This window comes from Streptomyces sp. NPDC005774 (assembly GCF_042871645.1).
In the GTDB taxonomy this organism is placed as follows: domain Bacteria; phylum Actinomycetota; class Actinomycetes; order Streptomycetales; family Streptomycetaceae; genus Streptomyces; species Streptomyces pratens.
This window is the reverse complement of sequence record NZ_JBIAIV010000012.1, coordinates 1-13,793: the sequence shown is the minus strand read 5'-3', so window position 1 is coordinate 13,793 and position 13,793 is coordinate 1. Positions and strand designations below refer to the sequence as shown.

At 70.7% G+C, this 13,793-nt stretch carries 8 protein-coding genes and 1 pseudogene; 6 read left to right on the top strand and 3 right to left on the bottom strand.

Annotated features, from left to right (window positions below; all coding sequences use genetic code 11):
• Positions 1–174: 174 nt before the first annotated feature.
• A complete protein-coding gene (locus ACFYQA_RS13830; RefSeq protein ID WP_388916184.1) occupies positions 175–600 on the top strand; it encodes a hypothetical protein in 426 nt (141 codons plus the stop codon).
• Here the strand turns inward: ACFYQA_RS13830 and ACFYQA_RS13825 are convergent.
• Entirely contained in the window at positions 582–1,448 is an 867-nt protein-coding gene (locus ACFYQA_RS13825) for a helix-turn-helix domain-containing protein (RefSeq protein ID WP_388916181.1), read from the bottom strand. The genes ACFYQA_RS13830 and ACFYQA_RS13825 overlap by 19 nt on opposite strands.
• Before the next feature lie 175 nt (positions 1,449–1,623).
• On the opposite strand from ACFYQA_RS13825, the gene ACFYQA_RS13820 reads away from it, so the two are divergent.
• The 3 genes from ACFYQA_RS13820 to ACFYQA_RS13810 all read left to right on the top strand — a co-directional run bounded on the left by ACFYQA_RS13820 (position 1,624) and on the right by ACFYQA_RS13810 (position 4,749).
• Positions 1,624–1,947 carry a 4a-hydroxytetrahydrobiopterin dehydratase gene (locus ACFYQA_RS13820; protein ID WP_386404038.1) on the top strand — a complete coding sequence of 108 codons (324 nt, stop codon included), beginning with the start codon at positions 1,624–1,626 and terminating at the stop codon, positions 1,945–1,947.
• Positions 1,948–1,952: 5 nt separating this feature from the next.
• Positions 1,953–2,756, top strand: a complete 804-nt coding sequence (locus ACFYQA_RS13815) for a class I SAM-dependent methyltransferase (RefSeq protein ID WP_388916177.1) — start codon at positions 1,953–1,955, stop codon at positions 2,754–2,756.
• Positions 2,757–2,841: 85 nt separating this feature from the next.
• On the top strand, positions 2,842–4,749 hold the full coding sequence (locus tag ACFYQA_RS13810) for a rhamnogalacturonan lyase (RefSeq protein ID WP_388916174.1): 1,908 nt from the start codon (positions 2,842–2,844) through the stop codon (positions 4,747–4,749).
• Positions 4,750–4,833: 84 nt separating this feature from the next.
• On the opposite strand, the gene ACFYQA_RS13805 is transcribed toward ACFYQA_RS13810, so the two are convergent.
• Both ACFYQA_RS13805 and ACFYQA_RS13800 read right to left on the bottom strand, forming a co-directional pair.
• Positions 4,834–7,536, bottom strand: coding sequence for a cellulose binding domain-containing protein (locus ACFYQA_RS13805; RefSeq protein WP_388916171.1), 2,703 nt, complete (start codon positions 7,534–7,536; stop codon positions 4,834–4,836).
• A gap of 175 nt (positions 7,537–7,711) precedes the next feature.
• Positions 7,712–10,630, bottom strand: coding sequence for a glycoside hydrolase family 48 protein (locus ACFYQA_RS13800; RefSeq protein WP_388916168.1), 2,919 nt, complete (start codon positions 10,628–10,630; stop codon positions 7,712–7,714).
• A gap of 691 nt (positions 10,631–11,321) precedes the next feature.
• On the opposite strand from ACFYQA_RS13800, the gene ACFYQA_RS13795 reads away from it, so the two are divergent.
• Together ACFYQA_RS13795 and ACFYQA_RS13790 are read left to right on the top strand one after the other, a co-directional pair.
• Positions 11,322–13,034 carry a glycoside hydrolase family 6 protein gene (locus tag ACFYQA_RS13795; RefSeq protein WP_388916165.1) on the top strand — a complete coding sequence of 571 codons (1,713 nt, stop codon included), beginning with the start codon at positions 11,322–11,324 and terminating at the stop codon, positions 13,032–13,034.
• Positions 13,035–13,525: 491 nt separating this feature from the next.
• Positions 13,526–13,630, top strand: a pseudogene (locus ACFYQA_RS13790) (SAM-dependent methyltransferase); the annotation flags it as partial.
• Positions 13,631–13,793 lie beyond the last annotated feature (163 nt).

Below are 13,793 nucleotides of genomic sequence, written 5' to 3'. Positions count from 1 at the left end.
GTCCCGTGATCCGGCTGCGCGCAAGGTATGCAATATCCGGCATCTCGTATGGCATGTGCAGTCATCGCGACCCAGCCCGCAAGCCGGCCCACCACCCAGCCCGCGGTGGTGACCCGCAGCCCACCACCGACCCGGCGAGACCCCGACCCCGACCCCGACGGAGGATGATTCATCATGTCCGCGACCCAGCCTGCCTCACTCGCCCGGACCTCCGGCCCGCAGTCCGTGCTGCACCGGCTCCTGGTTCTCGACGCCGTCGTGACCGGCGTCAACGCGCTCGCCTATCTCTCCCTCTCCGGCTCGCTCGGCCGCTTCCTCGGCGTCGGCTCGGGCCTGCTGTCCGGGCTCGGTGCCCTCCTCGCGGTGTACGCGGCCGCCGTGGGACTGCTGGCTTCGCGCAGGCATCCGCCGACGCTCGGGGTCCGGGCCGTCATCGAGGTCAACCTGGCCTGGGCGGTGGTGAGCTGCGCCGCCCTCGTGCTGTGGCTCGAGCCGAGCGCGGCGGGCGCGGTGTGGGCGGTTCTCCAGGCGCTCGTCGTGGCCGGCTTCGCACTGTTCCAGCACATGTCCCTGAAATCACGTCAACTCAGCCAGGATTGAAGGTATTTGGCCGTCGCCGGATCAGCCGGGAGGAGGGTCTCCACGGCCAGTTCGGCGACGGTCACGTCCATCGGCGTGTTGAAGGTGGAGATCGACGACACGAACGACAGGATCCGGCCCCCGTGCTCGATCCTCATCGGCAGCGCGAAGTACGCCACGGACGCGGACTGCTGCGACCCGTCCGCATCCCCCTGCCCCTCACCCTGCCCCTCACCCTGCCCCTCACCCGGCCCGGACTCCGGCACCGGGAACGCCGCGACCTCCTCGTACAGCGCCCGCAGCGGTGCGGAGCGGCGGAGCGCGATCTGCCGTTCCATCTGCTCCAGCAGATGACCGCGCCACTCCCGCAGATTCCGGATCCGGGGCGCGAGGCCCTGCGGGTGCAGCGTGAGCCGCACCGCGTTCAACGGCGGCACCAGCAGCGACTCCGGCACGCCGTCGAACAGCATCATGACCCCGCGGTTGGCGGCCACGACGTCGTACCTCGCGTCCACCACCAGCGCCGGATACGGTTCGTATCCGCCGATCAGCCGCTCGATGCCCTCACGCAGCGCGTCCAGCGCCGGATCGTCCAGCGGGGTCTCGGGGAACCGGGGCGCGTAACCGGCCGCCAGCAGCAGCGCGTTGCGCTCCCGCACCGGGACGTCCAGGTGCTCGGCCAGCCGCAGCACCATCTGCTCGCTGGGCCGTGAACGGCCGGTCTCGATGAAGCTGATGTGCCGGGCGGACGAGTCCGCGCGCAGCGCGAGCTCCAGCTGACTGACCCGCCGCTGCTCCCGCCAGGCCCGCAGCAGCGGACCCACGCCTTCGGCGGCGGCGGGAGCGGTACCGGGCAGGAGAGTGCTCATGCCGGGACGGTAGCCGAGAAGGCGCCGCAAGCGGGAGCCGTACCTTCCCGGCCTCCCTTCAGCCCTCCCTCCTGTTCCCTTCTGGCTTCTTGCGCAGGGTCCGGCGGCACGTCCTGTGGCACGCTGGACGGAGGGAAACCCCGACCGTCAGGGGGACAGAGGAGGAACGCAGCCCATGCCCGCCGAACCCGCCGCATCCGCCGCACCGCTGTCGCCGCAGGAGATCGAGGACCGGCTGGCCGGTCTGCCGGGCTGGTCGCTCGACGACGGCCGACTCGCCCGTTCCTACCGGCTCGGCTCCCACTTCGCGGCGACCGCGATGGTCGTGCACGTCGCCCAGGTGCAGGAGGAACTCGACCACCACTCCGACCTCACCCTCGGCTACAACACGGTGTCCGTCGCCGTCCACACGCACAGCGCGGGAGGCGCCGTCACCGCGAAGGACATTGAACTGGCGCACAGAGTAGAGGACTTGGCGCCCGGTCACGGTGCACACTGAGGCGTGTGCTCGACTACGACGAGGAAGCGGGACGGTACGACACCTCACGCGGCGGTGAGCCCCGGGCCGCGGCCGCCGCACAGGCGGTCCTGGACCTGGTCCCCCCGGGGGCGCGCGACCTGCTGGACATCGCCTGTGGCACCGGCATCGTGACCCGGCGTTTCCCCTCGGCCCGCGCGGGCCTGCGGGTGACCGGCGTCGACCTCTCCGCGTCGATGACCCGGAGAGCGGCGGCCCGTCTGCCCGGAGCCGTGGTGCGCGCCGACAGCCGGCAACTTCCGTTCGGCAACGCCCGGTTCGATGCCACCGTCAGCGTGTGGCTGCTGCACCTGCAGTCCGGTCCCGACGACGTGCGGGCCCTCGTCAAAGAGTGCGCCAGGGTCCTGCGGCCCGGCGGGGTCTACGTCACCACCGTCGACAAAGCCGCCTCGCACAACGTGGGCAGCGACATCGACGCCGTCCTCTCCGCCCGCCCGCGCAGCCCGGTGCGCGACGCCGCCGCCGACGTGGTGGCCTGCGCCGCCGAACACGGCCTGGTCCCGGCCGGGCAGGCCGTGTTCCGGGGCCACGGCCAGGGTCGAAGCCCTCGCCGTACCATCGCCGACCTGCGCCGGGGCTGGTTCGTCACCCTGCCCCCCGGTTCCCCCCTCGCCGACGCCTTCGCCGCCCGCCTCACCGCCCTCCCCGACCAGGACCGTCCCCGCCCCGATCCGGTCTTCCACCTCCGGGCCTTCCGCAAGCCACCGGCACCCGGGAGCAGGGGGACGGCGGCCCACACAGACGGCTCGGCGTGTCACAGGCTCGGGTGAACTCCGGTGCGGGGTACGGCAACCAGGCCGTGACCGGCGGCGACTGAGGGGCGGAATCCCCTCGTCCTCCCTGGAGGTTCGTCCCGTGAAGCACCCGCACAGGCGCCCGCGCAGGCACGCGCACAAACACCCGCACGGGCCACGCAGACGCCGGTCCGCCCTCCCCGCGGTCCTCACCGCCGTGGCCCTCGCCGCGGCAGGACTCACCGGGCTCGGCGCAGGCACCGCCGAAGCCGCCACCACAAGGCAGGTCGAGGCACTCGACCGGGGCGTGGTCAGCGTGTACAACGGCAGCGGCAACCTGGTCAGCTGGCGCTGGCTCGGCACCGACCCGGACAACGTCTCCTTCAACGTCTACCGGGCCGGTACGAAGGTCAACTCCAACCCCGTCACCGGCTCCACCACGTTCTTCCACTCCGGCGCCCCGTCCCAGGCCGACTACACCGTCCGCGCCGTCGTCAACGGCGTCGAGCAGGGCGACTCCGTGCACGCCGTCCAGTTCCGCGCCGGCTACAAGGACGTACCGATCTCCCCGCCGGCCGGCGGCACCACCCCGGACGGCGTCGCCTACACCTACGAGGCCAACGACGCCTCCGTCGGCGACCTCGACGGCGACGGCGCCCTCGAGTTCGTCCTCAAATGGCAGCCCACCAACGCCAAGGACAACTCCCAGTCCGGCTACACCGGCAACACGATCGTCGACGGCATCCGGCTCGACGGAACCCGGTTGTGGCGCATCGACCTGGGCCGCAACATTCGATCCGGCGCCCACTACACCCAGTTCCAGGTGTACGACTACGACGGCGACGGCAAGGCCGAGGTCGCCATGAAGACCGCCGACGGCACCCGGGACGGCACCGGCGCCGTCATCGGCAGCTCCTCCGCCGACCACCGCAACTCCAGCGGCTACATCCTGTCCGGCCCCGAGTACCTGACCATGTTCAACGGGCAGACCGGCAGGGCCATGGGCACCGTCGACTACGTACCCGCCCGCGGCACCGTCTCCTCCTGGGGCGACTCCTACGGCAACCGCGTCGACCGTTTCCTCGCCGGCACCGCCTACCTCGACGGCGCCCGGCCCTCCCTGATCATGGCCCGCGGCTACTACACCCGTTCCGTCGTCGCCGCCTGGGACTGGCGGAACGGTGCCTTCACCCGGCGCTGGACCTTCGACACCAACTCCTCCACCAACAGCGGCAAGGGCTACGACGGCCAGGGCTCCCACAGCCTGTCCGTCGGCGACGTCGACAACGACGGCAGGGACGAGATCGTCTACGGTGCGATGGCCGTCGACGACAACGGCAACGGCCTGTGGACCACGAAGACCGGCCACGGCGACGCCCAGCACCTCGGCGACCTCGACGCGTCGACCTCCGGCCTGGAGTACTACAAGGTCTCCGAGTCGACCTCCCAGCCCGCGGCTCTCTACATCGACCCGGCCAACGGATCGGTCCGCTGGAAGCTCTCCGCCTGCTGCGACAACGGACGCGGTGTCGCCGGTGACATCTGGTCGGGCAACTCCGGCCCCGAGATGTGGTCCTCGTCGGACGGCAGCATCCGCGACGAGGGCGGCGGCACCAAGGGCCGCAAGCCGTCCTCCGCCAACTTCCTTTCCTGGTGGGACGGCGACCCGGTGCGCGAACTCCTGGACGGCACCCGCATCGACAAGTACGGCACCTCCTCCGACACCCGCCTGCTGACCGGAGCCGGGGTCGCCTCCAACAACGGCACCAAGGCCACACCCGTACTGTCCGGCGACATCCTCGGCGACTGGCGCGAGGAGGTCGTCTGGCGCACCGGCGACAACACCGCGCTGCGCGTCTACTCCACCCCGCACGACACCAACGTCAAGATCACCACCCTGCTGCACGACACCCTGTACCGCACCTCGCTGGCCTGGCAGAACACTGCCTACAACCAGCCGCCGCACACCGGCTTCTTCATCGGCGAAGGCATGCCGACCCCGCCGCGTCCGGCGGTCCACACCCCCTGAGCACACGGACCCCGAACAGGACCGCGGGGCACGTACGGCCGGCCCGGCCGTACGTGCCCCGCGGGCTCACCGCTCCTCAGCCGGTCACGTCACCGTGCAGGCCCGCCCGTCGAGCGCGAAGGCCGCCGGTTCCGTGTTCGTCGCCGAACGGCTCGCCGTGAAGCCGAACCCGGCCGACGAGCCCGTCGCGACGGTGCCGTTCCAGTCGGTGTTGCGTACCGTCACCGCCGAACCGGACTGTGTATGGGCCCCGTTCCAGAGCTGGGACACCCGCTGTCCGTCCGTGAACGACCAGGTCAGCGACCAGCCGTTCCAGGCGCCCGACCCGGTGTTGGTCACCTGGACCTGGGCCTGGAAACCGTCGGACCACTGGTTGGTGATCTCATAGGTCACCTTGCAGGCGCCCGTCGGTCCCGGATCGGGGTCGGGGTCGGTCCCGCCACCCCCGTCGTCCCCGCCCCCGGTGTCCGAGGTGTCGCCGTAGACGATTCCGCGGCCGTTGGTGGCCACGTACACCCTGCCGTACACCCGCGGGTCACCGGTGATCGCGGCACCGGTCCAACCCCACTGGTGGGCATCGTCGTTGATACGGGTCCAGCTCTGCCCCCGGTCCGTCGAGCGGAAGATGCCGCGCACGCCGTCGATCTTCGCGCTGGTGAAGACGGTCTGGTACGAGGCGCCGGGGGCCGCCTTGCCGAAGCCGACGGTGTCGGCCTCGTTGATGCCCGGCAGCTTGGCGAAACTCTGCCCGCCGTCGGTGGAGCGCCACAGACCGTACGCCCCGTCGCTCGCCCCGCCGGCCAGCCAGATGTCGCCCTTGGCGCCCGGCAGCGCCTTGAACCGCACGCTGTCACCGCTCGGCAGCCCGGTCGCGGGGGAGGCGGTGAAGGTGGCCCCGCCGTCCGTACTGACGTAGAACTTACCGGACTTGAAGCCGTAGAACGTCTTCGGGTCCACCCGGTCGGACTCGACGACCGCTCCCTCGGGAATACCGCCGGACGCCGACCACGAGGTGCCGAAGCCGGTCGTGTGGTGCACCCCGGCGCCCTGCGGGCTCCACACGAAACGGCTGCCGTCGGCACCCGCGGCGACCGTGCCGCCGCCGCTGACCCCCGAAGGGTCGGTGCCCGCGAACCAGTTGGCACCGTTGTCCGTCGAGAACGCGATGTGCGGCCCCGAGTCCAGGTTCCCCGAGCGGACCACCGTGTTCGGGCTGGACTCGGCGAAGTCCAGACTCGTGGTGGCGGTGAAGTTCGGCTGGGTGAACATCATCGACGGGACCTTCGTCAGGTCCGTGTGCCGGAAGCCGCCGATGTCGAGAAGCCCGCTGAGCAGCGGGGCGCCCGACGGGGGCGAGACGAGGTCGTTGACCGCCGTCTCCTCCAGGCCGCGCACCATCGGCGTGATGGAGAACGTGGCGTCGCGGTCCCAGTTCGTCAGGTTCTCCGTGCCGTAGACCGTCGCGCCCGTCCCGTACATCATGCGGTCCGGGTCGAACGGGTCGATCTCCAACGCCTCGGTCATCCACCCCAGTTTGGGGCTCTGCTCGGGCGGCGACGGGTTGGCGCCCCAGGTCAGCCACGGCACGGACGAGACGTCCATGGTGTAGCGGTTCTCCCGGTTCGGGTAGGAGCTGTACTCCCACGCCTGCGTCCACGTCGCACCGCTGTCCGTGGAACGGAAGATCTGGGTGTCCGGCCACCAGGAGCTGTACGCCGTCGCCATGAGCGTGCCCGGGTTCTGCCGGTCCACGGTCAGTCCGCTGAATCCGTAGTACGTGTCGGCCTCGGCGACCGGGCTGATGTCGGTCCAGGTGCCGGTCGCGGTCGTGTACCGCCACAGCCGGCCCTTGCCGCCGTCGTACGGACCGCCCTTGTCGCTGTATGCGATGTACAGGTGACCGTTCTCGGTGTCCAGGACGCCTTTGTGCGCCAGATGCCCGGTCGGCTGCCCGGCCACCCGCTCCCAGGTGGCGCCCGCGTCCGTCGACCGGTACACCGCGTTCTGCGTGTCGGCGACGCCCACGTAGATCGTCCGGGTCGCGCTGCCGGGCGTGCCCGTCGACTCGTCGAAGGTGACCCAGACGATGCCCTGGTTGTCACTGGCGTACCCGGAGGTGTCACCCGGATCCTGCACGTAGGTGCCCGGGTTGGGGAAGGCCGTCACCTGCGACCAGCTCGCGCCCGAGTCGGTCGAGCGCCACAGGCCCTTCCCGCTGGGCGCCCCCAGGTACAGCACGCTGTTGCGGTGCGGGTCGACGGCCAGGCGTTCGCCCATGCCCCGCCCCGGCATGTTGCCGCCCAGCTTGAACGGCAGGTCGGCCTTGCGCCAGCTGGCGCCCCGGTCCGAGGAACGCAGCACCGCGCCGTTGTCCGGGTCCCAGTCGTTGGTGTACGTGCCGGCCGCCGCGTACACCCGGTCGGGGTCGACCGGGTCGGAGGCGAGGCTCACCACGCCGGTGTGCCCCCAGTCGTCCCAGCCGACCGAGTCCAGCAGCGGCGTCCAGGTCTTCGACCCCTCCTGCCACCGGTAGGCGCCGCCGATGTCCGTGCGGGCGTACGCCAGGTTCCGCTCGCTGCGGTTGAAGACGATGCCGGGGACGAAGCCGCCGCCGTCGATCCGGGCGTTCTTCCAGGTGTATGTGTCCGCGGCGAGTGCGGACCGGGCCGGCGCGTCGGCCGCGGCGGCGGGCCGGTCGGGGGGAGCGGCGGCGAGGGCGGGCGGGCCGCCCGTGAGCAGACCGGCCGCCAGTGCGAGCACGGCCGTGAGGACGCGGGTTCTTCGCACGGTGAAGTCCTTCCTCGGGGTGGGGGGAAACGAGAGGGGAGGGGGAACGAGAGGGGAGCGGGGGAGCGGGGGAGCGTGCGACGGCCGGGCGGGTCCCCCGTGAGCGAGGGGACCCGCCCGGCCGCCGTGGCCCCGGCGTCAGGTGCCGGGGCCGGCACGCGGAGCGCCGGCGGGGCTATTCGAGGAGCTCCGCGTACGAGCCCATGGCCAGGGCGATGTCGGCCTGGGCCCAGAACCGGTGGTACGTGAAGGTGGGCGCGGCGCCGCCCGCCAGATAGGACTCGATCTTCGACCAGGCCGGGTCGTCCTCGTAGAAGGAACGGATCGAGTCGAACGTCGACGACGAGTTGATCGCGTCACCGTTCGGCATGGTGCCGGTCCAGCCGCTCGGGACGTGGACGGGGTCGTCGAAGCGGTGGTAGTCGGCCCGGGTCTCCGGGACGGCGATGCCGAGGTCGTCCTGGTGGTTGTCCCACATGCCGTCGAGGAGTGCCTTCGCCGTGTCCGCGGCCTCGGTGTCGCCCGAGCGGTCCGCGTAGTACGTCAGCGTCTTGGCGTAGGCGGCGGCCACACCGACGTCGTTGGTGTAGTCGGCGACGGTGACGTGCAGCGAGCTGTTGGCTGCGGGGGAGGACGGGTTCCAGGTGGCGGGGCTGCCCGACCACTGGAGCGTCGACGGGACCCGGAAGGTGCCGTCCGGGTTGATGGTCGTCTCGGACAGCGCCCAGTCGACCCACTTGTCCAGGACGACCTTGGCGTCGGCGTCACCCGTCTGCTGGTAGTACTCGGCGACCCGCTCCATGGACCACGCCTGGAAGCCGAACCACTGGTTGGACGGCGGGTCGTGGTACACCGGCTTCTCGTCGTAGTACATGCCGTAGAACGTCGGCGTCCCGGCCGGCGGCGTCGCGTAGCGGCCCGCCCAGCTGTTGGTGGCGCCGCCCGCGATGGCGCCCTCGTCGGACTGCAGCCAGCGGTAGAACTCCAGCTGCCGGTCCAGGGACTTGTCCCAGTCCTGCGCGCCCGTCGCCGACTTCGGCTTCAGGGCGTCGTAGGAGCTGAGGGCGTAGGCGGCGAGGGGGTTCTGGTAGCCGCCGTGCGCGTGGCTGGAGCCGATGCGCCAGGCCCAGCCCGCCGAGGTGTCGGTCGCGCCGCCCCAGGCGTAGTACCAGGACATCAGATAGTGCGAGGCGTCCTTGCCACTGCCGGCCGGGCAGGAGGACGGGCCGGTGCAGTTCCCGACCTTCTTGAAGTACTTGTCGTACATGGAGTAGCGCAGGTAGTCGCCCATTTTGGCGGCCTTGGCGACGGTCGCGGAGATGTCACCGCCGTTGCCCTGGTCCTTCGCCCACAGGTCCGCCCAGTAGGCGGCCTGCACCGCACGCGCGTCGGCGTCCGGGGCGTTGGTGAACTTCCACTGCTTCGCGTAGGAGGCGTCCTGGGTGAACAGGTCCAGATAGCCGTTCGTGCCGCCGTACTTGAAGGCGTCGCAGGTGGGCTGCGGCACCGTTTCCCACACCGACTCCTGCGAGCCGCGCTGGAAGGTGTTGATGTACGAGGGCCCGGTCGCCGTCGGGCCCGCCTCGCACTTGCCGGGCTCGTTGCCGTAGCCGTAGGTGTTGTCCACGTCCTGGAGCCAGTGCATACCGTAGACGTCGTCCGTGCCGTACGTGGACCTCAGCTCGGCGGCGATCGGGTCCGGGCCGACGGAGACGCCGGTGTCCAGCGGTGCCGGGTACTGCGCGGGGGTGTCGAGCTCGGGTGCGTAGGTCGCCGGTTTCGAGGCGTTGTAGAAGGAGTTGGTCGGCTGGTCGGCGTGGGTCGGGATCATGTACCGCTCCATGATGTCCCAGGCCCCGTTGAACTTCGACCAGTCACCGGTCACCTTGCCGTACATGGCCTGCAGCCACAGCAGATAGCTGTACGCCTCCGAGGTGGTCTCGTGGCCGTGGTCCGGTGCCTCGACGATCAGCGTCTCCACCGAGTGGTACGGGATGCCCTCGGGCGAGAAGTAGCCGTTCGCCGGGTCGGTGATCTTCCCGTAGAGCTCCAGGAAGCGCGCGTCGTACGCCTTCGTCGCGCCCAGCTGCGTCACCGTGACCGCCGCCTTGCCGTGGCCCGGGGCCGACGATTCGAAGACCGCCGAGCCGGTGCCCGAGGAGTCGGCGGCGACCGTGACCTTCTGCGCGGTGTCCCAGTTCGACGGCGTGAAGGTGAGCGAGGCGCCCGCGCTCACCGACAGACCGGAGTTGCCGCTCGCACGGGTCGTCGTGACCGTCGTGTTGGCGCTCGGCCGCGTCGACAGTTTCACCTCGTACGTGCCCGACTCACTCTGGCGCACGCCCAGTTGGGACGGTGTCGCCACCACGGCCGGACCGGAGGCGACGGTGATGCCGACCGGGGTCGAGTTCGCGGAGGCGCCCAGACTGTCGTACGCCTTCGCCGTCAGCGAATGACTGCCCACGGTCAATCCAGCGACGGAAAGAGTGAAGGGCGCGCTCGTGTCCGTGCCCAGCAGCTCGGTGTCGTCGTAGAACTCCACCTTGCTGATGGTGGCGTTGTCGGCCGCCGCCGCGGTCGCCGCGAGCGGAACCGTTCCGCCCTGCGTGTAGACCGCGCCGGCCGCCGGGCTGGTCAGCACGGCGATCGGCGGCTGGTGGGCCCCGGTGCAGGGGGTGCCGTTGATGGCGAAGGACGAGGGTGCCACGTTGCTGCCGCTGTAGGAGAACTGCGCGCCGGTGGTGACGGCGTCACCGGCCGCGATCCGCGCGTTGTACGCGGCGTTCTTCACGGTCACGGTCCTGCCGGACTGGGACCAACTGCCGTTCCAGCCGTTCGCGAGCTGCTGGTTGCCCGCGTAGCCGTAGGTCAGCGTCCAGCCGTCGATGGTGTCCGTGCCGCGGTTGGTGAGGGTCAGATCCGCGGTGAAGCCGGAACCCCAGTCATTGGTCCGGTAGTCCACGCTGCACTGAACGGCAGCCGCCTGAGCGGGAGTTGATCCTGACGAGAGCATCGTCAGCGGAAGCGCGAGAGCGGCCGCCGCGGCGGTCCACAGTCGCCGGACGCCACGGCGTCCTCTGGGTGGGGGGCGCATGGTGCTGGTTCCTCCTGCGACTCGGAGAGGTCAAGGCTTGAACCAGTGGGAGCGCTCCCATAGTGGGGATGGGGTCAGGGGCGGTCAAGGCTTGTGGAGAGTCGAAAAGATTCGATGACCGAAGTTCAGTGAAAGTCGGTGACTCCCCTGTTCTTTGCCGTCACTTGGCGCTAGCTTCATGTGCACCAGTGGGAGCGGTTCCATCAGTCGACGCGTCTGTCACGACGCGTCCGAACTGCAAGGAGTCGCTCATGCGGCACCCCCCGCGTTCAGTACTTTTACGTCCTGTCGCCGGTACGTCCGTGCCCCGCGCGGACACCCCGGTCGTCCCGGTCGTCACAGCGCACGAGTCCGTGCCCGTATGCACGGCGGAGCACTCCGCCGCGGCCTCCCCGGAGGGCGCCGGCACCGGATCCGCAATGTTCCCGCTCGACGGCACCACCCCCACCCCCGGCGCGGGGACAGCGCACTTCCGTGGGATCCCTCCCGGCCGGTCCGGCCTTCCCATCTCCCGGACCGCGGACCGGACCATGTCCTGATCCTTGGCCCCGAGGCACCCTCACGCCGTGCGGCACCGGACGCGCGATCCACGCGCGCCCCGGTCCGGCCACTGCCGAACGTCGACTCCCCGTGAACACCCCTCTTCGAACAGCGCGCCCGTACACCCCCAACGGATAGGAAACCCGCACTCATGAGTCGCACGAGAACCGCACTCCTCGCTGCCATGGCGCTGGTCGCCGGCGCCGCCGGGACGGCCTATGCCGCCGTTCCCGGCGACGTAGGCGCCGCCGCCGTCCCCTGCACCGTCAACTACCAGGTGCAGAACCAGTGGGACACAGGCTTCACCGCCGCCGTGACCGTCACCAACCTCGGTGCCGCCAAGTCGTCCTGGTCGCTGAAGTGGTCCTACGCGGGCAACCAGCGGGTCACCAGCGGCTGGAACGCCAAGGTCACCCAGTCCGGCAGCAACGTCACCGCCGCCAACGAGTCCTACAACGGCACGCTGGCGACCGGTGGTTCGGCAAGCTTCGGCTTCCAGGGCACCTACAGCGGCAGCAACGCGATCCCCGCCACCTTCACCCTCGACGGTGTCACGTGCAACGTCGACGACGGCGGCCCGACCGACCCCACGGACCCGACCGACCCCGGCGACCGCGTCAACAACCCGTACAGCGGCGCCAAGGTGTACGTGAACCCCGAGTGGTCCGCGAAGGCCGCCGCCGAGCCGGGCGGCAACCGCATCGCCAACCAGCCCACCGGCGTGTGGCTGGACCGCATCGCCGCCATCAACGGCGTGAACGGCGGCATGGGCCTGCGCGACCACCTCGACGCGGCACTCGCGCAGAAGGGCTCCGGCGAACTCGTCATCCAGCTGGTCATCTACAACCTGCCCGGCCGTGACTGCTCCGCCCTCGCCTCCAACGGCGAACTCGGCCCGACGGAGATCGGCCGCTACAAGACCGAGTACATCGACCCGATCGCAGCGATCCTCTCCGACGCGAAGTACGCCCCGCTGCGGATCGTCACCACCGTCGAGATCGACTCCCTGCCCAACCTCGTCACCAACACCGGCAGCCGGGCCACCGCGACGCCGCAGTGCGACGTGATGAAGGCCAACGGCAACTACGTCAAGGGCGTCGGCTACGCCCTGAACAAGCTCGGCGACGTGGGGAACGTGTACAACTACGTCGACGCCGGCCACCACGGCTGGATCGGCTGGGACGACAACTTCGGCGCCTCCGCCGACGTGTTCCACGACGCGGCCACCGCCGAGGGCGCGACCCCGGCCGACGTGCACGGATTCATCACCAACACCGCCAACTACAGCACGCTGAAGGAGAACAACTTCACCATCAACGACTCCGTGGCCGGCAAGTCGGTCCGCGAGTCCAAGTGGGTCGACTGGAACCGGTACGTCGACGAACTGGGCTTCGCCCAGGCCTTCCGCAACGAACTCGTCTCGACCGGCTTCGACACGAACATCGGCATGCTCATCGACACCTCCCGCAACGGCTGGGGCGGCACCGCCCGGCCCGCCGGACCGGGCGCGACGACCAGCGTCGACACCTACATCGAAGGCGGACGCTACGACCGCCGCATCCACATCGGCAACTGGTGCAACCAGTCCGGCGCCGGACTCGGCGAACGCCCGAAGACGGCACCGGAGAGCGGCATCGACGCCTACGTGTGGATGAAGCCCCCGGGCGAGTCCGACGGGGCCAGCAAGGCCATCCCGAACGACGAGGGCAAGGGCTTCGACCGGATGTGCGACCCGACCTACACGGGAACCCCGCGCAACGGCAACAACCTCACCGGCGCCCTGCCGGACGCCCCGGTCTCCGGTCACTGGTTCTCGGCCCAGTTCCAGCAGCTCATGCGGAACGCGTACCCGACGCTGCCCTGACCGGCGGCCCGACCGGCCGGCTGACCTCCGGCTGACTCCGATCCACCGATGGACCCCGGTCCGCCGGGGGCCGGGCCGCGCGCCCGCTCCCCGGCGGACCCCTCACGCCCGTACGGACGATTTCGGGAAACCCTGTTGCCGGAGCGGCAACAATACTGGCCTCTCCCCGGCGTTTCCACCGGAATGGTCCGTAACGGTCTCACCAGAGCACGAGTTGCGCGCCGGTGTCCTGTTGACGGTCTCCCGTTTCCGCTCCGGCCCGGGGGCCGGGGATTGCGCCACCTGCCCGCCCCGCCCCGCCCCGGCCTTGCGGCGCGGTCGGATGCTGCGGGTCTTCCGGTCGGCTCCACGGGGCTTCGACTTCGCCTTGACGAGGTCCAGGTCTCCGGCCACTCCGGTACCCGTGGTGCGGGCCGCGAGGGCGGCCAGGTCATGTCCGGCATTGGCGTCCCGGTCGATGACCAGTCCGCAGTTTTCGCACACGAAGACGCGCATGCCGACGTCTTCTGGACCCGGCCGACGAGGCGAGCCTGCACCACCGCCCCGACGTCTTCTTCCTGGCGGCCCACACGGTCCACACGGCCGTCCGCCCGGTGCAGGACCCGTCCGGACCGGTGGCGCCACATGGGTGCGGCGGGGGGCCCCCCCCCCCCCGGGGGGGGGCCCCCGCCCCCCCCCCCCCGCCCCCACGGGCCCCCCCGCCCCCCCCCGCGGCCCGGGGCCCCCGGCCCCCCCGGGGCGGTGAACCCCGGCCCGGGG

What these genes read in the sequence shown, in the direction of transcription:
- ACFYQA_RS13830 (WP_388916184.1), top strand. Translation starts at nt 175, where the DNA reads ATGTCCGCGACCCAGCCTGCCTCACTCGCCCGGACCTCCGGCCCGCAG.
- ACFYQA_RS13825 (WP_388916181.1), bottom strand. Translation starts at nt 1,448, where the DNA reads ATGAGCACTCTCCTGCCCGGTACCGCTCCCGCCGCCGCCGAAGGCGTG.
- ACFYQA_RS13820 (WP_386404038.1), top strand. Translation starts at nt 1,624, where the DNA reads ATGCCCGCCGAACCCGCCGCATCCGCCGCACCGCTGTCGCCGCAGGAG.
- ACFYQA_RS13800 (WP_388916168.1), bottom strand. Translation starts at nt 10,630, where the DNA reads ATGCGCCCCCCACCCAGAGGACGCCGTGGCGTCCGGCGACTGTGGACC.
- ACFYQA_RS13795 (WP_388916165.1), top strand. Translation starts at nt 11,322, where the DNA reads ATGAGTCGCACGAGAACCGCACTCCTCGCTGCCATGGCGCTGGTCGCC.